The sequence below is a fragment of the Arthrobacter sp. LAR12-1-1.1 genome (genome assembly GCF_040676555.1).
Taxonomy (GTDB): domain Bacteria; phylum Actinomycetota; class Actinomycetes; order Actinomycetales; family Micrococcaceae; genus Arthrobacter.
In genome coordinates this window covers 146,335-169,262 of record NZ_JBEGIG010000034.1, presented here as the reverse complement: position 1 = coordinate 169,262, position 22,928 = coordinate 146,335, and the positions used below count along the sequence as shown (strand labels likewise).

The following is a 22,928-nucleotide window of genomic DNA, read 5'->3' as shown; positions in this document are numbered from 1 at the left end:
AGGTAGCATGGCAACGTGATCCAGACCCCCACGCGGCAGCCCGAGGCTGGCCCCGCCGCATCGCCGACAACAGGTCCGAGCAGCGCCAACGGCAGAGCCGGCGGCCGCTTCCGCACCGGCCGCAATCTGGAGGGACACCGCTGGATCGGCCGCCCCGCCGAGGCCAACACGGCCGAGGCCCTCCGGGAACGCCTGATCGGCAGCATCCAGAGCTGGCGGGACTACCCGGCGTCGCTTCGGCTCTGGTACTGGCTCATTCCAGTCCTCACGGCCGCGCTGGGCGGCGTACTGCGGTTCGTCCGGCTGGACACGCCGCGAAACCTGGTCTTCGACGAAACGTACTACGTGAAAGACGGGTATTCATTCCTGGTCAGCGGGTACGAGCGCAGCTGGCCCGACCGGGCGAACGACTCCTTCATCGCCGGCAATCCCGGCGTGCTGCTGAATACGCCGGAGTACGTGGTCCACCCGCCGGTCGGCAAATGGATGATTGCCGCGGGCATGTGGCTGTTCGGGGCGGACAATCCCTTCGGCTGGCGGTTCGGTGCGGCCCTGACAGGGACGCTGTCCATCCTCCTGCTGGCCCTGATCGCGCAAAAGCTCTTCCGCTCGCTGACCCTGGGCGCCGTTGCCGGCGTCCTGCTCGCCGTGGACGGCCACCACGTCGTCATGTCCCGGACCTCGCTGCTGGACATCTTCCTCATGTTCTGGGTCCTCGCCGCGTTCGGCGCCCTGCTGATGGACCGCGACGACGGCCGGCGGCGGCTGGCAGCCCGGCTCGGCCGGCAGGCCGCAGCCTCCGCCACGGGGCGTCCCTCCGCGCTCCAGCTCACCTCCGGGCCCTGGCTCGGCATCCGGTGGTGGCGCCTCGCTGCGGGAGTGTGCCTGGGCCTGGCGGTCGGCACGAAATGGTCCGCCCTGTTCTTTCTGGCCGGGTTCGGCCTGCTGACCGTCTTCTGGGACCTTAGCGCGCGGCGCATCGCCGGCGTGCATGCCTGGATCAGCGGCGGCATCCTCAAGGACGGCGTCCCGGCCTTCCTGAGCATCGTTCCGGTGGCCGCCGTGGTCTACGGCGCCACCTGGACCGGCTGGTTCCGGTCCAAAGACGCCTACTTCAGGCACTGGGCCGAGACCAACCCCTCGGCCGAGTGGGGCTGGCTGCCGAACGCCGTACGCTCCCTGGCGCACTACCACCTTGAAGCCTACAAGTTCCATCAGGGCCTGAGTTCGGACCACCCGTACGAGGCCAGCGCCTGGAGCTGGCTGGTCATGGGCCGGCCCACGTCCTTCTTCTACGAATCCCCGGGGCAGGGCAGCCCGGGCTGCGATCTCAGCAACTGCACCACCGCCATCCTCTCCGTGGGCAACCCGCTGATCTGGTGGAGCGCGGCCGTGAGTCTGGGCGTCCTGCTGTTCTGGTGGGCCGGCCGCCGCGACTGGCGCGCCGGCGCGGTTCTGGCCGGAGTCGCCGCGGGCTATCTCCCCTGGTTCCTGTACCCGGAGCGGACCACCTTCTTCTTCTACGCGGTCTCCTTTGAACCGTTCCTGGTGCTGGCGCTGGTCTATTGCCTGGGGCTGGTGCTCGGCCAGCGCGGCGACCCCCTCTGGCGCCGGCGATCCGGGTTCTACCTGGTGGCGCTGTTCGTGGTGGCGGCCGTGCTGGTGTCCGCGTTCTTCTATCCGGTCTGGACCGCCGAGGTGATCCCGTACCAGGACTGGCGTATCCGGATGTGGATGCCGTCCTGGATCTAGGGCAGGATTGCAGGGGAAGTCCGCCGAACTCCGGGCGGACCAGGAAATGGAGACTCGGCTGTGAGAGAAGCAAGCACCGGACTGCTCGTGGAGCTGGATCCGGAGAGCAACGTGACGGACCTGCTCCTGGAGCAGCACGCGAAGGACCCCGTGCACGCCCTCTACTCCCGCAAGGGCCCCAGCGGCTGGACCGATGTCTCCGTCCAACAATTCCTGGGGCAGGTCACGGCCCTGGCCAAGGGCCTGATTGCCGGCGGACTGACACCTGGTGAAACCGTCGCCGTCATGTCCGCCACCCGGTATGAGTGGACGGTGGTGGACTTCGCCATCTGGTTCGCCGGCGGCGTCACCGTCCCGATCTACGAGACCTCCTCCGCGGCCCAGGTCGAATGGATCCTCCACGACTCGGGGGCCCTGCGGGTCTTCGTCGAGGACCCTGCCAAGGCGGCCCTCGTCCAGGGCGTCCTGGACGCCTCCGCCGTCCTCGGGGACCGGCTTGTCTCCGTAGTGCGGATGGAGAACGACGGCGCGGCACCGAACCTGGCGAGCCTGGCCGCGGCCGGCACCGGGGTGACCGACGCCGAGCTCGAACGCCACCGGACCGCTGCGTCCCTGGCGGACGTTGCGTCCCTGGTCTACACCTCCGGCACCACCGGCAAGCCCAAGGGCTGCGAGATCACCCACGCCAACTTTGCCCTGGTCGCGAAGAACGTCGCCCTCTTCCTGCCCGAGATCCTCCTGCAGCCGCGTTCGCGGACGCTGATGTTCCTGCCCCTGGCGCACGTTTTAGCCCGGGCGGTGCAGGTCATCTGCCTGAGTTCCGGCTCCACCCTCGGACACACCGCAAGCGCCAAGGAGCTCCTGGAAGACCTGGCCAGCTTCAAGCCCACTTTCCTGCTGGTGGTCCCCCGGATCTTCGAAAAGGTCTACGCCGGAGCCGCGCAGAAGGCTGCCACCGCGGGCAAGGGCCGCATCTTCACGGCTGCAGCGGCGGCCGCGGTCGACTACTCCAAGGCCCTGGATGCCGCCTCCCGGGGCAGCGGCACCGGACCCGGACTCTTCCTGCGTGCCCGGCACGCAGTCTTCGACCGGCTGGTGTACCCCCGGCTCCGGCAGGGGTTCGGCGGCCAGCTGCGGTACACGGTCTCCGGTGCCAGCGCGCTGAGCTCCAACGACGCCCACTTCTTCCGCGGCGCTGGCATCCCCGTCCTGGAAGGCTACGGCCTGACGGAAACCACGGCGCCATGCACGGCCAACACCCCGGCAAGGACCAAGGTGGGCACAGTCGGCATCCCGGTGCCGGGAACCACGGTCCGGGTGGCCGACGACGGTGAGATCCTGGTCAAGGGCATCGGCGTCTTCAAGGGCTACCACGCCAACGAGGCCGCCAACGCGGAGGCGTTCGTCGACGGTTTCTTCCGGACCGGCGACCTCGGCTCCCTCGACGAGGACGGCTTCCTGACCATCACGGGCCGGAAGAAGGACCTGCTGGTCACGGCCGGCGGCAAGAATGTCGCCCCGGGCCCGCTCGAGGAAAAGATCCGGGAGCACCAGCTGGTCGGACAGGCCGTGGTGGTTGGCGACGGCCGGCCGTTCGTCTCGGCACTGGTCAACCTGGACCCGGAAGGACTGCACAACTGGTGCACGGCGCGGAAGGTGCCCGTCATGGCCCCGGGCGAAGCCGCCGCCGACGAGAGCGTCCGGGCATCAATCCAGGGCGCCATCGATGAGGCGAACCTCCTGGTCTCCAAGGCCGAGTCCATCCGCAGCTTCGTCATCCTGGACGCCGACTTCACCGTGGAGTCAGGGCACCTGACCCCCTCGCTCAAGCTCAAGCGGGCCGCCGTCGTGCGGGACTACGCGGAGCACATCAACCGCATCTACGGCTGAACCCCAAGGGGCAACTGGCCCTCTTAGACGGTGTGCCGGGTGCGCGCAGCGCCCTCTGCCTCGTTGCCGGTGCCACCGGGCGTGCCGTCTCCCGTGGGCGCAGCCTCGGCGGTGCCGGCGGTGCCGGCGTCAGCGTCTACGTCCGTGACTTTGGACGTGCCGGCCTTCTTGCCAAGGCCGCGGCGCCGGCGCGTGGGCCAGGTCAGGATCAGGGTGAGAAGGGAAGCAAGCAGGACGAGGGCTCCGATGACGATCCCGGCGTCCATCCAGAACTGGCCCGGGAACAGCCGGATCAGGGTGTCCTGGAGCGTAAAGGTCCAGGTCCCGTTAGCGAAGAAAATCCGGTGGAAATCGGTGAAGAACTGCTCCCAGCCGAGCACGGCGAGGGTTCCGAGGCCGATGATGACCGCGAGGGTGACGATCGAGCCGGCAAACAGGCCGCGGCGGACTCCGCCGTTGTGCTTCCGCAACAGGTAGATCACGGCAACCAGGCCCAGCAGGATCAACAGCGTGCCGGCACCGAACGTGGACAAGATGACGGCCTTGACGTCGGCCATGTGGCTGACTTCGCCGGCCTTGAACAGCCGCTCGCCGCCTAGGTCCACAAGATCGCCGAGGTAGCGCGGGCCTGACCAGTTGCTCAGGTAGTCCACCGCGTAGGAGCCGTAGGTCATGCGGTCATCCGTGCTGAAGCCGTAGCCGTCGCCGGGGAAGCCTGGCCGGTTGTACTCCACCCAGAGGAACATGGGGCTGGTCACGGCACGGACGGCGAGCACCAGCAGGATGAGGGGGTAGAACACGGCGAGCAGCACCTGCATCACCCGGGGCAGGACAGGCTTGGCCTTGGCGGCCTGCTCGCGTTCGGCATTCCGGCGTTCGGCATTGCGGCGTTCGGCGTCCTCCTGGGCAGGATCCTGCAGGGCCGTGGTCTGCAGCGGCTCGTCGGAGCCGGAGTCCTGGCGTGCTCCGGCTGATGCACCGGACGTCCCGGCCTCCGTCTGGAGGACGGCGGCCTCGGCCGCCTTGCGGTCGGCGCGGCTCCCTGGCTGGCTGGTTGCGGACGCCGCCGCGGCGGCCGCAGCAGCTGCGGCGCCGTCGTGCTTCGTGGCAGCGGGCTTGCCGGCAGAGCCTGCGGCGGAGGTGGCAGCGGGCTTGCCGGCAGGGGCGGCTGCGGAGCCTGCGGTGGGCTTGGCGGCGGTGGCCGGCTTCATCCAGTCGAACGCCGGCTCGTCGGTGTCGTCCGTGGGATCCAGGTGAGGATCCGGCCGGTCGGGTGGGGTGGGACTCTTGTCAGTCACGTGGAGCTTCGCTTCCGTAGGCTTTTGTGCTGCCCGGCCTGCGCCCGGCTGCGCAATTTATCTGGCTCCGAGCCTACCGTCAGAGGATCAGGCTCGGCGAGGTGCCACCCCGTCAGTTGGCGTATTGGGCCCAAGGGATGTTCCAGTCCCCGTAGCCGTCATCGAAGTTGGCGTACTCCCCCTCGGTGTTCACCACTTGGACGACGTCGCCGGTGGTCATGTTGTCAAAGACCCACTTCGCCCCGTCCGGGCCCAGGCCGATGCAGCCGTGGGAGAGGTTCGCCTTGCCGATGTAGGGCATTGCGGAATCCGTGGCCTGGTGGATGAACTCCCCGCTGGGCGTCAGGCGCGTGGCGTAGTTGACGTCAAGCTGGCCGTAGTAGGCCGGATCCCCCGGTTTGAGCCCGATCGTGGAGGCGTCCATGTGCTCCACCCGGTGCTTCTCCATGAACACGAGATAGCCCCGGGCAGACGGGAACCGCTTGTCCCCCATGGTCGCCGGCCACTTCCCGACCGGCTGGTCGTTGATGCTCACCGAGAAGGTATGGGCCTTGGCGTCGGCCACTGCCACTTTCTTGTCCCCGACGCGAATGGTCACCGTCTTGTTGAAGTTGCCCACCTGCCCGTTGCCCAACTCGACGCCGAACAGCTGCATGTCCATCGTGATGGTGCTGTTCGCTGCCCAGAAGGCCTCCGGCCGGTACCTGACGGTGTTCTTGCTGAACCAGCGGAAATCTCCCTTCTGGCCGGAAGTGGAGGTGATCTTGATGGCCTTTTCGACGGCGTCCCGGTTCAGGACCGGCTCGCTGAAGGTGATCTGCAGGGGCTGGGCCACGCCCACCTTCATCCCGTCCAGGGGATAGATCGCGGCGTCGGCCTCGTTGGCCGTAGAGACGGTGGTGAAGGTCCGCGTGCTGTTGGTGTTGCGTCCGGCGTCATCCACCACGGAGTAATTGAAGTTGTACCGAGTGTTGAACGTCAGGTCGCCGGAGGAAGTCCATGCGGCCCCGTCCGCGCTCAGGGTGCCGTCAACGGTGTCGCCGGCGTCGGTCGTGAGGGCCACCCGGTCAATGCGCCCGTTGGTGACCTTGAGGGATACCGGCGCTGCGGGGTTTACCTGCTTGGCGCCGTCGGCCGGCGCGACGGCAAGTTCCGCGGGGGCCACCACCGGGACGGCGAGTCCCGGCGTCGTCCGGGCCGGGGATCCCGCCTCGGAGAAAATCGCCGGCTGGGCGATCCCCGGAGCCGCCGCTGCGAAGGCCCCGCCGCCGGCTGCCAGGACGCAGACCACGCCCACCAAGGCGATCTTGCGGCCAGTACTCCAGTTTTTCAGGGCCATCACAGGACCCGGGCGTTTCCACACGTCATCTTGCCAGCATAAGCGAGTTACCTTGGAACCCCGGACCGTTTCGACCACGATCCGGTTACAAAAGTGCCCCCAAAACGGTCACAACAAGGGGCCCCGGACCTGAGTCCGGGGCCCCTTGGGAGGCTTCCTAGTAGCGGTAGTGACCAGGCTTGTACGGCCCGGCCACGTCGACGTCCAGGTACTCGGCCTGTTCCTTGGACAGCTCGGTCAGCTCCACGTCGAGGGCACCCAGGTGCAGGCGGGCGACCTTCTCGTCCAGGATCTTCGGCAGGACGTAAACCTGCTTCTCGTATTCACGTTCGCCCTCGGGCTGGCCGGCCTTCGTGAACAGTTCAATCTGGGCGATCGTCTGGTTGGCGAAGGAGTTGCTCATGACGAAGGAGGGGTGTCCGGTGGCGTTGCCGAGGTTCAGCAGCCGGCCCTCGGACAGGACGATGATGGAGCGCTGGGCGTCTGTGTCGGCTTCGAAGACCCACTCGTGCACCTGCGGCTTGATCTCGACCTTCTTGATGCCGGGGACCCGCGCCAGTCCGGCCATGTCGATCTCGTTGTCGAAGTGGCCGATGTTGCCCACGATCGCCTTGTCACGCATCCCGGCCATGTGCTTGGCCATGATGACGTCCTTGTTGCCGGTGGTGGTGATAAAGATGTGGCCTTCGCTGAGGACGGATTCCAGCTTGGCGACCTGGTAACCGTCCATGGCCGCCTGGAGGGCGCAGATCGGATCGATTTCCGTGACGATCACGCGCGACCCCTGGCCGCGGAAGGCCTCCGCAGCGCCCTTGCCGACGTCGCCGTAGCCGCAGACGACGGCGACCTTGCCGCCCATGAGGACGTCGGTGGCGCGGTTGATTCCATCCGGCAGGGAGTGGCGGATACCGTACTTGTTGTCGAACTTGCTCTTGGTGACGGAGTCGTTGACATTGATGGCCGGGAAGAGCAACTTGCCCTGCTCCGCCAGCTGGTACAGGCGGTGCACACCGGTGGTTGTCTCCTCGGTGACGCCGAGCAGGACGGAGCCGATGCGGGTCCACTTCTGCGGGTCGGCCGCGAGCGAGGCGCGCAGCACGTCGAGGAAGACCCGGCCTTCCTCGGACTCGTCCTCGGTGGCGGCGGGGACAGCACCGGCGGCCTCGAAGTCGACCCCCTTGTGCACCAGCATGGTGGCGTCGCCGCCGTCGTCCAGGATCATGTTCGGACCCAGCTCAGGGTTGGCGTCGGCGCCCGGCCAGGTGAGGATCTGCTGGGCCGTCCACCAGTATTCCTCCAGCGTCTCGCCCTTCCAGGCGAAGACGGGGACGCCCTGCGGGTCCTCGACGGTGCCGGTGCCGACCACAACTGCGGCGGCGGCTTCATCCTGGGTGGAGAAGATGTTGCAGGAGGCCCAGCGGACCTCTGCGCCGAGCGCGGTAAGGGTCTCGATCAGCACCGCGGTCTGGACCGTCATGTGCAGGGATCCGGCGATCCGGGCGCCCTTGAGCGGCTGGCTGGCGCCGAACTCCTCGCGCAGGGACATGAGTCCGGGCATCTCGTGCTCGGCGAGGCGGATCTGATGGCGGCCCGCCTCGGCCAGGGAAATGTCCGCAATCTTGTAATCGAAAGTCATGTGAATCCTTTGTTGTGGCCGGTGGCGTTGCGTGTCTGGAGCTGGTTGTAACCAGGTGGTTCTGGGTCTAGGCAGTCATTCGTTGCCGGGTGCTTCCCTGATGGGTGGCCGGGAGATGATTGGGCGCCCGTTATTCCGCGGCGTGGCGCGGGGCTGTGCCGTGCTGGCCGTCGTCGGGCTGGCCGGCGTCGGGCTGGCCGGCGTCGTGCTGATCAGAGGCGGCCGCCGCGGCAGCGGGCAGGAGCTCCGGCGGCAGCAGCAGCGGGATGCCGTCCTCGATCGTGTACCGCAGCTTGTTCCCGGCTTCATCCGCCGTGGCGGTGACGAGCTCGTCGCCTTCCTGCACCAGGCCGGACCCGGTGACGGGGCATCGCAGGACAGACAACAGTTCGGGACTGAGCTTGGGCATGGTGAACGCTCCCTGATGGGCGCCGCGAAAGGGCGCCGGTGGCTGACGGCTTTTTGCAGTTTCCACCCTACCGCCAGTTGGCGCCTTAGGAAGGTTCGCGCAGGACGCGCAGATGCCCGCGCCTGGTGCCCTCGGCCGGTGCCGGTGCTTCCAGCGCCGGGTGCAGCGTGCGCTGCCCCTTTGCCGGTTCCGCCGCGGCCGGACGGGAGGCGGCCTCGCGGACCGCGTTGGCGAGGGCCAGGAGGTCGTCGGGACCGGGACCGGCCGGGGTTGCCGGCATCGCCAGCCGCATGACTTCCCAGCCGCGCGGAACGGTCAGCGAGTCGGCGTGCTGTTCGCACAAGTCGTAGCAGTGCGGTTCGGCGTACGTCGCGAGCGGGCCCAGGACGGCTGTGGAGTCGGCGTACACGTACGTCAAAGTGGCCACCGCAGAATTGCGGCAGGCAGACCTTGAACAAAGACGAATTGCACCCACGACATCACAGACTACTCCCCCTCGGGCCGGGGGCTGCGCATTGAAACGACCGTGGTCGTGCCGCGGCGGTGCGGCGGCGGATCGCCGCATGGCCTGTATCGCGTAAATCATTCCGCGGGTTTAGAGTCAAGATATGCAGTCATCGCACCACGATTCGGGTTTTACGGTCCGGTTGGCTGACCCCGACGCCGGACGTACAGGCGCCGGCTCCGGCCCCACCGGCGCGCCTGTGGCCGGATCGCCCACCGCTGTCCGGGGAAAAAACTTCCGGCAGCGCCGCAGGAACCGGCACGGCCGGGGTCTTCGTGGCGAGCTCATGCTCCCCACGCTGCCCGGCTACCGGACCCGCTCCGACCGCTTCGATGACTTCGTCCTGGACTCGGCGCAGCGGCTGCACGATATCTGGGGCAAACCCCTCGACGGTGTCCGCTTCGCCGTCGACGAGATCCCTCCCGGCCTGGAGCAGCTCGTGGCGGACCGCACGCCCGCGCCGATGGGCGCCTTCACGGCCGCGACGGCCGAGGACGGACCGGTCATCACGCTGTACCGCCGGGTGGTGGAGCAGGCGTGCGGAACCCGGGACGAGCTCCAGGACCTGGTCCACGACGTCGTCGTGGAATACACGGCTGAGATGCTCGGCGTACCCCCGGAGTCCCTCGACCCGGTCTATCGCCGCCGGTACTAGTACCCCAGCGTGACAGGGACCTGTTGTTGTCCTGCCGCTTCCGGCGCCAGGGCCACCGCGGAAATGTCCTGCCGGCCATCCCGCCCCAGGACCAGCGCCCCGTAGGCTGGGTCCCCGGCGGCGGACACCACATAGCCCACGAGCGGCGAGCCGCCCACGTCCGTGGGGACCTTGATGGACACGGTGGTTCCGCCGGCAATGTCGGCGGTACCGGCGGTCCGGATTTTGCCGTCGGCCGTGATGGGTGTGTAGGTCACTGTCGCCCGGCCTTCGGGTGCACCGAAAACGAGCTGCCGGTCCCCGGTGCGGGGAACCGGAACGATGTGCTGGCTGCCCAGCCGGGCCGAGGCGGCGGAAAACGCAATGTCCGCGGCGTCCCCGGACTGCAGTCCCCGCGTGAGCCGGGCAGTGGCCGCGAACGAGACATCGGAACTTGCCGCGACGGTGTAGGTCCCGGCCGGGACCCCGGCCAGGGAAACTTCCGTGACTGCGCCGGCCTTCGCCGTGACCACGCCGCCGCCGGGCAGCGCCTTCTGGCCGTCGCGTCCATACAACTTGATCTCAACCACGGCATCGGCCGCCCCGGGCACGGTGATTTCCAGGGCCGGTCCCGCATCGGCGAAGCCGGGCTTTGCCGTGAGCGCGGCCAACGCCGCCGGATCCTGGATCTCGAGACCGGCGGCCACCTGGCTGACGGACGGGGCGGTGCCGGGGGTGATGAAGTCGACGCCGCCGGGCGTGAGGCCGCGGAGCACGCTTTGCTGGATGACGGCAGCCACCGGGCCGCCCGTGCTGCGGACCCGCACGCCGAGCCGTTCCTGTCCCGGCGCAAGCCCGGCCAGGACTATGGAGCGGGTGCTGCCAGGCGCCACGAGCAGGCCGCGGCTTCCGGGCGCCGGGATCAAGCCCTCGGAGCCAAAGAGGTCCAGGCTCACCGTCGCCGGTGTGCTGGAGGCATTGGTGAGGTTCAGGACTGCCGACCGGCCGAGGGCCGTGTTGGCGCCGACCAGCCAGAGATCGTTGCCGGGTTGTTGGCAGGCGGCGGCCGCGGAGCCTTGGAGGTCCCCGTCCTCTGCCGTGTAGCTCAGGACGGCGCCGGCTGCTGCCTGGCGGTTGTCCTGGGCATCGGCGCTGAGGACGCTGATGTTGTCCACCTCTCGCTGGGGCACGACGCCGGCGATCAGCACGGGCGTGCGGGCCGCAGCCGCGGAGGCGGTGGGCGCAGCCGCGGCGCCCTTGGCGATTTCGGCGAGGGGGGCACCCTTGAGCGGCGCCAGCCGGCTCCCGGGAATGACGCCCGCGCTTGAGCCGAGCACAGCGGCGCTGACGGAGGTCTTCGCGGTGCCGGATTCCGGACTGAACTGGGGGTCGGTGCCCACGGGGGTGCCCTCAAGCAGCCGGGCCGGGCCCGGGCAGACTCCGACGCTGCTGCCGGCCGGCACCGAGGCCACAGGGGCCTCGAGATGCCGGCTGGCGGGACTCTGGGGGGTCAGCGACGCCGCCGACACGAGGCCTCCGCCCGCGGCAACGAGGGCGACCGCGGAGAGGATACCGCCGATCATGCCGGCCCGCGGCACGCCCCTCTTCCGCAGCGCCGCACCGGCGCCGGACTCGCCAGCGGCCGGGGTTTCCGTCATGGAAGATGCGTCCGTCGGGGTTTCCGGCGCCGGACCGGCGTCGTTTTTGTTTTTGTTGTCGCCCTTAGACATGCTGATGTTCCTTACGCAGGGAGGCTTCGTCCCTGGACAGGCCGGCGTTGGACCGGCGGGCAGGCATGGGCACGGCCAGGAGGACGGTCAGCCCGATCATCACGGCCTGCGCAATTCCGATCAGGACGGCCCAGGGTGCTTCATAACGGATGCTCAACTGGCCGCCTTGGGCGGGCAGCGTGAATGCCTGGGCCCATCCCGACGTCGTTGAGGTCAGGCGGCGGCCGTCCAGCCAGGCGCTCCAGCCCGGATCGGCCCGGTCGGCAAGAACCACCAGGCGGCCCTCGGGGCCGGCCGGGATGGTGCCGGCGGCCGAGACTTCCTCCGCAGGCAGCAGGCCGACGGTCGTGCCGGTGCCGTCCACCACGCGGACCCGGTGTGCGACGTCGGAGGCCTTGCTACCGGGCCGGTCCAGGGGGCTGACCCGCCAGAGCCAGCCTGTACCGGTCTGGCCGACGGCGACAAGACCGGGGACGGCGTCCATGCGGCTGGCCGTCAGCTCGGACGCTGAATCGGCAACCCGGAGCACGACAAATCCGACGCCGAGCCGCTCGAGGTCTTCCCGCGGATCCACGCCTTCGCCGGCCACAATGGTGGCCACGACGTTCCGGAGCGAACCGGCGACGGCGTCGTCGTCGCGGACCGTCTCTTGGCCTGGCGCCCCCATGATGCCGCGGGCCGCGGCGATCGTGGACAGGGCGTCCAGAGTGGTGCCGGCGCCGCGCATAAGTGTTGCGTCGAAGCTTCCGTCCTCGTTGCTGGCAATCAGGAGCGTCCTGGACTGTTCCGGGCCCTCGCCGCGGTCAACCGCCGTGGCCGGCAGGGTGCGGGCCTGGGCCGGCTGGACGAGCCTCGGGGTCCCGAGACCGGAGGGTTCCCCGGCGGCTGGCTGTGCCAGTGACAGGGCCGGTGCCGTGGGCTGCAGCAGGTTTTGCGCGCTCCACAGGGTGAACCCGGCCAGGGGTGCGGCCAGCAGCAGCGTCAGGGCTGCCGCGGCCGTGCCGCGGATCAGGACCTTCCGTGCCAGCCCGGTCCCGGCGGTCCGGTCGGCGGCGTCCAGGAGTCCTTCTGCTGCGATAAGGGCGGACCCCAGGAGGGCGAAGGCGGCCGCCGATACGGCGGGGCCGGGGAACGGCGTGACCAGGACATCGGCGCTGGCGCCGGAGGCGACATGCCCGGCGAGCCAGCCGCCGGCCAGCATCAGGACTGCGACGGCCCACAGGCAGCGTGCCGTCCAGGTGCGGCCTGCCAGCACCATCCGGCGCGGCAGGAACAGCGCGGCGAGGGCCAGCAGCAGCACCGGCAGCCCGAACAGCAGGGCCAGCAGCAGTGCCCATGGCAGCCCGGTGGAGCCCGCGGCGGACGCGCCGAAGGCGCTGAGTCCGGTGAGTCCGGCGCCGGCGTCGAAGCTCAGCGGCTGGCCCAAGGCCTGCTGCCACAACGGGGCGGCGTCGAAACCGAGCGGCAGGCCCGGGTCGGCCAGGAGCGCCCGCGGCCGGTCCAGGACCGAAAAGGCGAACGGCAGGAACAGCGCCAGGCTGGGCAGGAGCGCCCACCACACCGTGCGGCCGCGGCGGCCCAGAAGCACGCCGCACAGGGCAACGACGCTCAGGCAGGGCACCAGCAGCGACGGCGCAGCGGCGGTGACCACGGCCATGGCGAGGCCCGCAGCGGCCGCGGCCGTCCAGGAGGGCGTGCCGTTGATGCCGGGGCGGGCGGCGGGCATGGGCGCGAGCCGGCCTTGGCCGGGCGCCGGGACGGCATGGACGCCGCGGCCTGCCGCCGTCCCGGTCGCCCGGAGCAGCGCCAGGACGAGCACCGGGATCATGACGTGCGCAATCAAGGCGCCCAGCCGGCCCTGGTTGAGGGAAACCTGGAGCGCCGGTGCCGCGGCCCAGACCAGGGCGGCCGCCAGGCGCAGTCTCCTGCGCGCCGTCAGGGCGCCGGCGGCGAACCAGGCGCCCAGCGCGGACAGCGGCATGGCAAGGATCAACAGCCAGCCGACGGCGCCGTTGGCGTCGCCGGCGCCGAGCACTCCCAGCACCCACAGGAGGTAGCCGAAGGGGTCGCCGTGGCCCGGAAGGCCCGCTCCGAGGCTGATCCACCAGGTGGAGGCATGGTTCCAGATTTCGGAGAGGCGCAGTGAAACAGGGATCAGCGCGCCGCCGGAAACTGCCGGGGCCCGGAACAGGCTGAGCAGTCCAGTCAGGGAAACCGCCAGGGTCAGGAGTGTGGCCAGCACGGCACCGTTGCCCACCCAACCGCGGTCCGGGGTGGCGATGGCGGCGAAGTCGTCGGCGTCCCCGGTAGGCTGCTCTGCCAGCGGATCGGTGCCCGTGGGTCCGTCGCCGTAGTCGTCGGCGCCAAGCGCCTCGATCAGGGAGCGCCGGTGCGCCCAGACCTCCCGGCGCGGGGTCTGCAGCCCTTTCATGACGGAGCGCCGGACCCGGCGGGTGCGCGCGGCGTTGCGCCGTCCGCGGATCACCGCGGCCGGGCGGCCCAGCGCGGCAAAGGTTGCCAGCAGCTGGGAGAACCCGTGCCCAGGGTCCTTGACTGCAATGCTCAGGACAAGTTTGAAGAGGCTCCCCAGAAGCGCGCCGGCGGCGTGCAGCGGGACTTTCCAGCCGGCCGCGTGTTTGAGCCGCAGATGGACCTGTGCCTTGCGTGCGGCGGTCGCGGTGCCCAGGGCGTGGGGACGGTGCGAAACATGGAACATCCTCGCGCTCGGGACCACCACCACGCGGTGCCCGGCGAGGCGGTTGCGCCAGCAGAAGTCGACGTCGTCGCCACTTCCGGGCAGTGCAGGATCGAAGCCCCGGAGCTCCTCCCAGACGTCGCGGCGGACCAGCATGCCGGCGGAATTGACGGCAAAGGTATCGCTGCGGCCGTCGTACTGGCCCTGGTCGAGCTCGTCGGCGTCGATCAGCGTCAGCCGCTCGGCCCAGCGGCTGGTGGAGAGGCCGACGTCGATCAGCCGCCGCTCGGCATGCCAGTCCAACTGCTTGCAGCCTGCCACCGTGACCGACGGCGCGCGCTCGACCGCGTGGAGGAGTTCGGCGAGGGCCTCAGGTGCCGGTGCGGCGTCGTCGTGCAGCAACCAGATCCACTCGGCGCCCGGCGCGCCGCCGGGTCCGTCCGCAGGCCACGGTGAGAGGTCCTTGAGCCCGGCCATGACGGCTCCGCCCATGCCGGACCTGGGCTGATCGAAGACGGTGACGTTGGCCTTGCCCAATTCCTGTTCGAGGAGGGCAGCGGAGTGGTCGCGGGAGCCGGTGTCGACACCGATCACGGCGTCGACGGGCCGCGTCTGGGCCGCCAGCGCCGCAAGGGTCCTGGGGAGAAAATCACCGCCGTCGTGGGAGACCACGACGGCGGTGACTCGTACTTCCTGAAGAATTAGACTGCTCGCTTCCTAAGCCGGCGCCGCTCGCGCTCGGAGAGGCCTCCCCAGATCCCGAAACGCTCGTCGTTGGACAAGGCGTATTCGAGGCACTGTGAACGCACGTTGCAGGCGCCGCAGACTTTCTTGGCGTCGCGGGTGGAGCCGCCCTTTTCAGGGAAGAAGGCTTCGGGATCCGTCTGGGCGCACAGGGCATCGGTCTGCCAGCCGAGCTCGCCCTCGTCGTCGAAATCCTGCCGGGACGGCAGTCCGATCCAGACGGGCTGCGCGGGGGAACCGGAACCGGGCGAATAGAGCTCCATCGGCGGGTCGAGGGGATCGGTGTCCTGATCCGGGCCGGCAAGGAGTTCGTCGTGCGCTGCGAGGAAGGCCGTGGCGGCCCCCTGCCGGGAATCCTGGGTGTGTTCGTTATAGCGGTCAACCGCGTCCGGATCGGCCGGATCTACGTACCAGTCACTCGGCACGCCGCGTGACCGGTATTTCGCCGTGGCCTGGCCGGCAACTACGGCATCTTCATGGATACGCTCTGCTAGCCCCATGGCGTCCCCCTCCTGATTTGCAGCCACTGCACGACCCCCTTTGGCACTCGGTTGAGTGCCGGTTTATGCGCAGCGGCTTAGATAACTAATTACACGCGTGTAAGTATCCGGGAGTCAAGCCACGGCGGAGATAATAATCAACTTGATACACAAAGTGCAGGCACGCCACGCCCGGAATTTTTTCGCCTCTTCCGCAAGAACCCGCGGAATAATCAGGGTACTGAGCACTTCTGCGGGTTTTCATTGAGTTTTCGGGAAATTTTTCCCGCCCCCGTGCGAAGGTCGCCGGACGCGGCCATCCCCGACGTGACGGACGTCACGGCGCCTGGGGTCGGATGGGCCGTGGCAAGATGAGGACATGAGCATTCCGGCAATCGAACTGATGACAGCGCTGCGATCGGGCCAGTCCACAGCGCCCCGGCTGACCTGGTACGGGCCCGATTCGGAGCGCGTTGAACTCTCCGGCCGCGTGCTGGACAACTGGGTGGCGAAGACTTCCAACCTGTTGCAGGACGAACTCGACGCCGAACCCGGCATGCGGCTGCGACTGGACCTGCCGGCGCACTGGAAGTCAGTGATCCTCGCCCTGGCGGCCTGGCAGCTCGGCATGGAAGTGGTCTTCGACGACGCGGAGGCGGAGCTGCTGGCCACCGCGGACCCGGGCCCGCGCGCTGCAGCGGGCGGGTTCGACGCCGTCCTGGCGGTGTCCTTGCCGGCGCTGGCGATGCGCTGGACGGGCGAGTTGCCCACCGGCGTCCTCGATTACGCCGCCGAGGTGCGCTCCCACGGCGACATCTTCATGCCCCATGTGGATCCGGAAGCAGAGCGCCTCGCGGTCCGCACCTCGGACGGCACAGTCCACGCGCACGCTGCACTCCTGGACGATTTTGCCGCGGCCCGTGACACGGGCCTGCGGCTGCTCGTTCCGGCGGCCGACGGCCTCGAGACGGTTCTTGCGCAGTCACTGGGAACCTGGAAGGCCGACGGTTCCGTGGTCCTGGTGCACCCCGAGGTCGAGGTGACGGGCAAGCTGCGGGCCGCCGAGCGCATCAGCGGGAACTGAACCTCAGCCACTGTTCCTCAGGCTTTCCCTCAGGCAGGCGGGCCGGGCAGCTCCGGATCCTTGACGGCTTCCCGGACGGCCGTCCTGGAAACGCTGGCACCGGGCTGCGTCTCCTGCGGCGCGTGCGGGTGCCGTTCGATGATCTCGTGGTCGTGCGAGAACTCCGGCTCTTCGTCGAGTTCCTGGTTGAACACGAGGAAGCGGTAGGCAAAGAACCGGACCACGGTCGCGACAAGGATGCCGACCACGCCGGCCAGGAAGAGCATGTTCTTGTCGGTGACACCCATGCCGTACTTCGCGATGGCGGTGAGGCCGGTGGAGATGCCGATGCCGATCCCGTTGATGATGACGAACATCACGAACTCGCGCAGCACGTTGGCCTGCCGGCGGTGCCGGAACGTCCAGAAACGGTTCGCAATCCACGAGAACACGGTGGCCACGCTGGCCCCGAAGAAGCGGGCCTTGGCCTCGCTGTCGGTCATGGGACCGTGCATCAGGTAATACGTCAGTCCGTTGTCAATGACGAACGCGATGCCGCCGACGGCGCCGAACTTGGCCACTTCGCGCCAGAACAGCGAGACCAGCCCGCGCATGCGCTCGTTAAGTGTAGTAATCATGACCCTCCGTGGCCTTTTGGAACTGTCGGCCATTGGGCCAAACGCCCATTTTACCGCCGTTTCCCGGGAGTCCGCCCTCAGTGGCCGTTCAGAAGGCGACCTGCGGACCCGACGCCGGGCGGCGCCGTAGCGGGCACGGAAGGCTCCCTTCGGCACCCTTCCCGCGCTTGCCAATCCCCAAAAGCCGGGTTCCCGTGAGGTTTTCGGTAGGCTGGGACTTGTGACTTTTCCTGTAATCGGTGTTGTTGGCGGCGGCCAGCTTGCCCGAATGATGGCCCCCGCCGCGACCGCCCTGGGCTTTGAACTCCGTGTTCTCGCCGAAGGCGAGGACGTCTCTGCCGTCTCTGCCGTGGCTAACGCCCCGGTTGGCGACTACACGGACCTGGAGCATCTGCTCGAGTTCTCCCGCGGCCTGGATGTTCTGACCTTCGACCACGAACACGTCCCCACGGCGCACTTGCGGTCCCTGATCGGCGCCGGCGTGAACGTCCATCCCGGCCCGGATGCCCTGGTCAACGCCCAGGACAAGCTCGTGATGCGGGCCGCGATCGACCGGCTCGAGCTGCCCAACCCCATGTGGGCCAGCGTCGCCGATGTCGCGGACCTCGTCGCCTTCGGCGAGCAGACCGGCTGGCCGGTGGTGTTGAAGATGCCCCGCGGCGGTTACGACGGCAAGGGCGTGCGCATCGTGTCCTCGGCCGAGGACGCAGCCGGCTCCGCCGACTGGTTCGAGGCCATGTCCCCCCTCCTGGCCGAAGCCAAGGTGGACTTCAGCCGCGAGCTCTCGGCCATGGTCGCAAGGACGCCGGACGGTGAAACCCGGGCCTGGCCGGTAGTGCACACCATCCAGGTCGACGGGGTGTGCGATGAAGTGATTGCCCCGGCCCTGGACATCCCCCTCGATGTTGCCGCGGCCGCTGAGAACGCCGCGGTCCGGATCGCCAGCGAGCTCGGCGTGACCGGTGTCATGGCCGTCGAACTCTTCGAGACGCCGGGCGTGGGCGCGGGCTTCCTGATCAACGAACTCGCCATGCGCCCGCACAACACCGGGCACTGGACCCAGGACGGCTCGGTGACAAGCCAGTTCGAGCAGCACCTGCGGGCCATCCTGAACCTGCCGCTGGGCGCCACAGACCTGCTCGGGCCCGTCGTGGTGATGAAGAACTTCCTCGGCGGCGCCAACCAGGACCTCTTTTCCGCCTACCCCGCGGCCCTCGCGAGCGAGCCGGCCGCGAAGGTGCACTGCTACGGCAAGGCCGTCCGGCCCGGCCGGAAGATCGGCCACGTCAACCTGGTCGGGACCTCAGCCGCCGACGTCGACTCCGTGCGGCAGCGGGCAACCACCGTGGCCGACATCATCCGAAACGGCCGGGCACATGCCGGCACAACGCCGGCAACCTCCGAGGAGACCGCATGAGCGCCGCACCCAGCCCCGAAGCCAACACCGCAGGAACCCCACTGGCCGGCACCCGCGCGGACACCCCGATCGTGGGCCTCGTCATGGGCTCGGATTCGGACTGGCCGGTCATGGAAGCCGCCGCCGAAGCCCTCGCAGAGTTCGGGATCCCGTTCGAGGCCGACGTCGTCTCGGCCCACCGGATGCCCACGGAGATGATCCGCTACGGCCAGAGCGCCCACGAGCGCGGCCTTCGCCTCATCATCGCCGGTGCCGGCGGGGCAGCGCATCTTCCCGGCATGCTCGCCTCAGTCACCCCGCTGCCCGTGATCGGCGTCCCCGTACCCTTGAAGACCCTGGACGGCATGGATTCCCTGTTGTCGATCGTGCAGATGCCGGCCGGTGTTCCGGTCGCCACCGTCTCGATCGGCGGGGCTCGCAACGCCGGACTCCTGGCTGTGCGCATTCTGGCCTCGGGCACGGACGAACTCGCCGTCCAGCTCCGGGCGGACCTTCTGGACTTCGCCCAGGAACTGAACGACGTCGCAACCCGGAAGGGCGCGAGCCTGCGGCACAAGGTCAGCGAAGTGTTCGCCGACGGCAACGTCGCCATGCGGGGCAGCCGTTAGGATTCCCGGCATGAGCAACAGCTACGCCCCCACGCACCGCACTGAGAGCCCTGGGCAGTCCGGGCGGGTGCTGCGCGACCCGGTCCGGCACCCCTCAGGAGCCCCGGCCCCGGTGCTGACCAAACGGGCGTTCGTCCTGATCCTCATGACGCTCCTGGTCCCCGGCAGCGCCCAGATCGTCGCGGGCAAGCGCCGGCTCGGGCGGGCTGCGCTGCGCGTGACCTTCACGGTCTGGGCGCTGGCCTTGATTGCCGTGCTGCTCCTGCTCGTGTCCCGCTCCACGCTGATCAATATCCTCGCCGGCCAGGTGCCCTCGCTCTTGCTGGTGCTCGGCCTCGGGCTGCTGGCCATCGGCTGGGGCGCCTTGTTCCTGAACACCTTGCGGCTGATCCGGCCCGGGCTGCTCGCCCCCAAGATCCGCCCCGCGGTGGTGCTGGCGCTGGTGCTGGCCATGATCCTCAGCAGCGGGTCCCTGGGCTATGCGGCCTACCTGCTCAACGTCAGCCGCGACGCCATCGGCAGCATCTTCTCCGGTTCCGGTCCCACCCTTGAACCTTCCGAGGGCCGCTACAACTTCCTGATGATGGGCGGCGACGCCGGAGCGGACCGCACGGGCCGCCGGCCGGACAGCCTCTCAGTGATCAGCGTCGATGCCAAGACCGGCAACACGGCGATCATCTCGGTGCCCCGCAACCTCCAGAACGCCCAGTTCAGCGTGGACTCCCCGATGCGCCAGGTGTATCCGGAGGGCTACAACTGCGGCGACGAGTGCCTGATCAACGCGATCAACACCGAGGTCACCAACGAACATCAGGACCTCTATCCCGGGGTGGCTGACCCCGGTGCGCAGGCCACTCTCGAAGCGGTGTCCGGAACGCTGGGCATCAAGGTCCAGGCCTACGTGCTGGTGGACATGGACGGTTTTTCCAAGCTGATCGACGCCATGGGCGGCATCCGGATCAAGGCCGGCGGCTGGGTCCCCATCAGCGGACCGATGGTGGATGAGGCCAACGGCATCCACGGCATGCCGGACGGCTGGATTCCGGCAGGCGACCAAACGCTCGACGGCTTCCACGCCCTCTGGTACGGCCGTTCCCGGGAATTCGTGGACGACTACGCCCGCATCCAGCGCCAGCAGTGCGTGCAGCAGGCGATGCTGAAGCAGCTCGACCCCGCAAAGCTGCTGGCCAAGTTTGAGGATATCGCCAAGGCTGGCACCAAGGTGGTCGAATCGAACGTCTCCTCCGGCCAGCTCGGCAGCTTCGTGGACCTGGCCATTAGGGCCAAGGGCCAGGATGTCAGCCGCCTGACCATCGGTCCGCCCGACTTCGACGCTGCTTTCTCCACGTCCCCGGACTTCGACATCATCCACGAGCGGGTGGACAAACTGCTGGCCAGCCCGTCGGCCGGCGCAGCTGATAACACCGTCGTTGACGATACCGTCCTGCAGCCCGGAACGGCGGCGGGGCCGCTCTCTGCCGCCGGTGCCGCGCCGGCCACCGAGCCCCCGCCCTCGCCGTCGGACTTCACGCCGGTGACCACCACGCCGGACGGCGAGCCGATCACCGAAGAGATGCTCAACCAGTTCAAGCGCAATGGCGACGAACAGTCCATCCGCGACCTCGTCGCCACCAACGGCCAGTGCGCGCCGCTCTAACACCGGCCCGCACGCCGGGCACCGCCCGCTGCCCGCGGCGCGGGTGCCCGGGTCAGAGTGACCGCAGCAGTTTGAGCACAGCACAGTGACCACAGAACATTGAGCACAGCATAGTGACCACATTCATTGACGAGACAGGGACCAGGCCATGTACGAACTTGAGAACGTCCTCCGGCCCTATGCCTGGGGCTCCCCGACAGCCATCGCCCAACTGCTGGGCAGGCCCGCTTCCGGCGGTCCCGAAGCGGAGCTCTGGGTCGGCGCCCATCCGGACTCCCCTTCCGTCGCGCTGACGCCGGCGGCCGGGGGTGCCGGTCGGCACGCGCCCGAAACGCGCGACGACGGGCGGCTCGCGCTGGACACCCTGATCGCCGAGGACCCGGAACACAGCCTAGGAAGCGCGAGCGTGGCCGCATTCGGTCCGCGCCTGCCGTTCCTGCTCAAAGTCCTCGCGGCCGAGGCGCCGCTGTCCCTGCAGGTGCACCCGACGCTCGCCCAGGCCCGGGAGGGCTTCGCACGTGAGGAGGCGGCCGGCGTCGACCCTGCCGCCCCGGAACGCAACTACAAGGACGCCTTCCACAAACCCGAAATGATCTTCGCGCTGACACCGTTCGAGGCGCTCTGCGGTTTCCGGCCGGCCGCGGAATCTCGCGCGGTCTTCCTGCACGTGGCGGCGTGCTTCGATCTCGCCGGGCTGGAACTGCCGCCGCTTGTTCCGATGCTGCTCGCAGACCTGGCGCAGCCGGACGAGCCCGCGGCCCTCCGCTCGGCCTTCGAGCGGCTCATCGCCGGCGGCGAGGACGTCTCGCAGGCCACGGCGATGATCGTGGCCGCCCTCGTCTCCGGTGCGCCCATGGGATCGCACGTGGCGGAGCTGACCACGGTGGTGAACCTCAACCATGACTACCCCGGAGACCCGGGCGTCCTGATTTCGCTGCTGCTGAACCGGATCTCGCTGGCGCCGGGTGAGGCTGTCTACCTGCCGGCCGGAAACGTCCATGCCTACCTGCGCGGCCTCGGGATCGAGGTCATGGCGTCCTCGGACAACGTGCTCCGCGGCGGGCTCACGCCGAAATTCGTGGACGTGCCGGAACTGCTCAGAACGGTCGCGTTCGAGGCCGTCGCCGTGCCCATGCTCCCCGCCGAGACCACAATGCTGGGCCAGGAACTCTACCGCCCGCCGTTCCGGGAATTCCAGCTGCAGCGCATTGAACTGGCGCCCGGAGCGGAGCCCGTCCCGCTGGCGCAGTCCGGTGCCGCCGTCGTCATTGTCACCGCCGGCTCCGTCCGCCTCGACTCCCCGAAGGGTGAGCTGCGGCTGGAACGGGGCGCCAGCGCCTTCCTGCCCGCCGCCGAGGCCCCGGTCAACGTCCACGCCGTCTCCGGCGCCACCGGCCCCGCCCTCGCATTTGCCGTCACCACCGCATTGGAAGCCTGACACCATGGATTATTTCCTGCAAAGCCCGCAGTGGGCACAGTTCCAGCGCGCGCTGGGGCGCACGGTCCACGAACAGTCCGGCTCCGGGTGGCGCTTCCTTGCGGTCGAGGAATCCAATCCGGCCGGCAAACTGCTGTACTCCCCCTATGGTCCGGTGGCCGAGTCGCTGGCGGCGTTCGATGCCGCACTGGCGGCCCTGACGGACCTCGCCCGGGCCAGCGGGGCCGTGTTTGTCCGGATTGAGCCGGTCACCGCAGGCTTCACTGCCGCCGAGGCCGACGCCGTACTCCGCAGCCGCGGCCTGCAGCCGGCCCCGGTCAGCCAACAGCCAGAGCTCAGCTGGATTGTGGACCTCGACCGGGATTTCAAGGACGTCCTGGCGGATATGAAGCCCGCGAACCGGAACCTGTTCCGCAACATCCACAAGAAGGGCGTGACATTCCGCTCCAGCCAGGATCCGGCAGAGATCGCCGTTCTCCTGGAGTTCTTGCACATGACGGCCGCCCGCAACGGGTTCAAGCCGCAAAGTGACGAGTACCTGACCCAGGTGGCCGCCTCGCTGATGCCGGCCGGTGCCGCGACGCTGTTCATCGCAGAGCTCGACGGCCACCCCATTGCTGCAGCCCTGGCCTACGACTCGGCCGACACCCGGACCTACGCCCATGCCGCCCTTGATGCCACCCACCGCAAGCTCAGCGCGGGCATCCCCCTGCTCGTCACCCTGATCGAGGACGCCCAGGCGAAGGGCCTCAAGCACGTGGACCTCTGGGGCGTGGCGCCCGCGGATGAGCCCGAGCACAAATGGGCCGGGTTCACGGCGTTCAAGAAGTCGTTCGGCGGCCGCGGGATCGCGTATCCCGGAACATGGGACCTGCCGGTCCGGAAGGTGCGCTACGGCAGCTACCAGCTGGCCCGCAAGGGCGCTCAGCTCGCAAAGAGGCTGCGCGCCCGGTCCCGGGCCCTGGCAAACCGCTAAGGACGCTGCCGGCACAGCGT

General features: G+C 68.9%; 18 protein-coding genes. 9 read left to right on the top strand and 9 right to left on the bottom strand.

Features of this window, described 5'->3' with window-relative positions; translation table 11 throughout:
• Positions 1-15 precede the first annotated feature (15 nt).
• On the top strand, positions 16-1,752 hold the full coding sequence (locus tag MRBLAR12_RS16945; RefSeq protein WP_364747241.1) for a dolichyl-phosphate-mannose--protein mannosyltransferase: 1,737 nt from the start codon (positions 16-18) through the stop codon (positions 1,750-1,752).
• A gap of 60 nt (positions 1,753-1,812) precedes the next feature.
• Entirely contained in the window at positions 1,813-3,642 is a 1,830-nt protein-coding gene (locus tag MRBLAR12_RS16940; RefSeq protein WP_364747240.1) for an AMP-dependent synthetase/ligase, read from the top strand.
• 23 nt (positions 3,643-3,665) lie between these two features.
• Here the strand turns inward: MRBLAR12_RS16940 and MRBLAR12_RS16935 are convergent, their stop codons facing one another.
• From MRBLAR12_RS16935 to MRBLAR12_RS16915, 5 genes are all read right to left on the bottom strand, one after another.
• Positions 3,666-4,940 (bottom strand): TIGR01906 family membrane protein, encoded by a 1,275-nt coding sequence (locus MRBLAR12_RS16935; RefSeq protein WP_364747238.1) that lies wholly within the window; start codon positions 4,938-4,940, stop codon positions 3,666-3,668.
• A gap of 112 nt (positions 4,941-5,052) precedes the next feature.
• On the bottom strand, positions 5,053-6,279 hold the full coding sequence (locus tag MRBLAR12_RS16930) for a L,D-transpeptidase (RefSeq protein WP_364747236.1): 1,227 nt from the start codon (positions 6,277-6,279) through the stop codon (positions 5,053-5,055).
• A gap of 157 nt (positions 6,280-6,436) precedes the next feature.
• A complete protein-coding gene (gene ahcY, locus MRBLAR12_RS16925) occupies positions 6,437-7,915 on the bottom strand; it encodes an adenosylhomocysteinase (protein ID WP_229995159.1) in 1,479 nt (492 codons plus the stop codon).
• A 130-nt stretch (positions 7,916-8,045) separates the two neighbouring features.
• Complete coding sequence (locus tag MRBLAR12_RS16920; protein WP_364747234.1) at positions 8,046-8,324, bottom strand: Trm112 family protein; 279 nt, start codon at positions 8,322-8,324, stop codon at positions 8,046-8,048.
• 85 nt (positions 8,325-8,409) lie between these two features.
• Positions 8,410-8,799, bottom strand: coding sequence for a DUF3499 domain-containing protein (locus MRBLAR12_RS16915; protein ID WP_091250737.1), 390 nt, complete (start codon positions 8,797-8,799; stop codon positions 8,410-8,412).
• 133 nt (positions 8,800-8,932) lie between these two features.
• On the opposite strand from MRBLAR12_RS16915, the gene MRBLAR12_RS16910 reads away from it, so the two are divergent.
• Complete coding sequence (locus MRBLAR12_RS16910; RefSeq protein ID WP_229995161.1) at positions 8,933-9,484, top strand: metallopeptidase family protein; 552 nt, start codon at positions 8,933-8,935, stop codon at positions 9,482-9,484.
• On the opposite strand, the gene MRBLAR12_RS16905 is transcribed toward MRBLAR12_RS16910, so the two are convergent.
• The 3 genes from MRBLAR12_RS16905 to MRBLAR12_RS16895 are packed head-to-tail and all read right to left on the bottom strand — an operon-like array spanning position 9,481 to position 15,132.
• Positions 9,481-11,193, bottom strand: coding sequence for a DUF5719 family protein (locus MRBLAR12_RS16905; protein ID WP_229995162.1), 1,713 nt, complete (start codon positions 11,191-11,193; stop codon positions 9,481-9,483). The two genes, MRBLAR12_RS16910 and MRBLAR12_RS16905, sit on opposite strands and share 4 nt — an antisense overlap.
• Positions 11,186-14,560 carry a glycosyltransferase family 2 protein gene (locus MRBLAR12_RS16900; RefSeq protein WP_229995163.1) on the bottom strand — a complete coding sequence of 1,125 codons (3,375 nt, stop codon included), beginning with the start codon at positions 14,558-14,560 and terminating at the stop codon, positions 11,186-11,188. The genes MRBLAR12_RS16905 and MRBLAR12_RS16900 overlap by 8 nt, the downstream gene beginning before the upstream one ends.
• A gap of 29 nt (positions 14,561-14,589) precedes the next feature.
• On the bottom strand, positions 14,590-15,132 hold the full coding sequence (locus MRBLAR12_RS16895; RefSeq protein ID WP_229995170.1) for a WhiB family transcriptional regulator: 543 nt from the start codon (positions 15,130-15,132) through the stop codon (positions 14,590-14,592).
• 358 nt (positions 15,133-15,490) lie between these two features.
• Here MRBLAR12_RS16895 and MRBLAR12_RS16890 point away from each other — a divergent pair, with 358 nt between their 5' ends.
• Positions 15,491-16,195, top strand: a complete 705-nt coding sequence (locus tag MRBLAR12_RS16890; protein ID WP_229995164.1) for a TIGR03089 family protein — start codon at positions 15,491-15,493, stop codon at positions 16,193-16,195.
• Between the two features lie 29 nt (positions 16,196-16,224).
• On the opposite strand, the gene MRBLAR12_RS16885 is transcribed toward MRBLAR12_RS16890, so the two are convergent.
• Complete coding sequence (locus MRBLAR12_RS16885; RefSeq protein ID WP_229995165.1) at positions 16,225-16,812, bottom strand: GtrA family protein; 588 nt, start codon at positions 16,810-16,812, stop codon at positions 16,225-16,227.
• A 268-nt stretch (positions 16,813-17,080) separates the two neighbouring features.
• On the opposite strand from MRBLAR12_RS16885, the gene MRBLAR12_RS16880 reads away from it, so the two are divergent.
• The 5 genes from MRBLAR12_RS16880 to MRBLAR12_RS16860 all read left to right on the top strand — a co-directional run bounded on the left by MRBLAR12_RS16880 (position 17,081) and on the right by MRBLAR12_RS16860 (position 22,908).
• Entirely contained in the window at positions 17,081-18,229 is a 1,149-nt protein-coding gene (locus tag MRBLAR12_RS16880) for a 5-(carboxyamino)imidazole ribonucleotide synthase (RefSeq protein ID WP_229995171.1), read from the top strand.
• Positions 18,226-18,837 (top strand): 5-(carboxyamino)imidazole ribonucleotide mutase, encoded by a 612-nt coding sequence (gene purE / locus MRBLAR12_RS16875; RefSeq protein ID WP_414645525.1) that lies wholly within the window; start codon positions 18,226-18,228, stop codon positions 18,835-18,837. Before MRBLAR12_RS16880 ends, purE begins: the two co-directional genes overlap by 4 nt.
• A gap of 10 nt (positions 18,838-18,847) precedes the next feature.
• Positions 18,848-20,494 carry an LCP family protein gene (locus MRBLAR12_RS16870; RefSeq protein ID WP_229995166.1) on the top strand — a complete coding sequence of 549 codons (1,647 nt, stop codon included), beginning with the start codon at positions 18,848-18,850 and terminating at the stop codon, positions 20,492-20,494.
• Between the two features lie 148 nt (positions 20,495-20,642).
• A complete protein-coding gene (manA, locus tag MRBLAR12_RS16865) occupies positions 20,643-21,932 on the top strand; it encodes a mannose-6-phosphate isomerase, class I (RefSeq protein WP_364747231.1) in 1,290 nt (429 codons plus the stop codon).
• A 4-nt stretch (positions 21,933-21,936) separates the two neighbouring features.
• Positions 21,937-22,908: a lipid II:glycine glycyltransferase FemX gene (locus tag MRBLAR12_RS16860; RefSeq protein ID WP_364747229.1), complete on the top strand. Its 972-nt coding sequence runs from the start codon at positions 21,937-21,939 to the stop codon at positions 22,906-22,908.
• Positions 22,909-22,928: the final 20 nt, after the last annotated feature.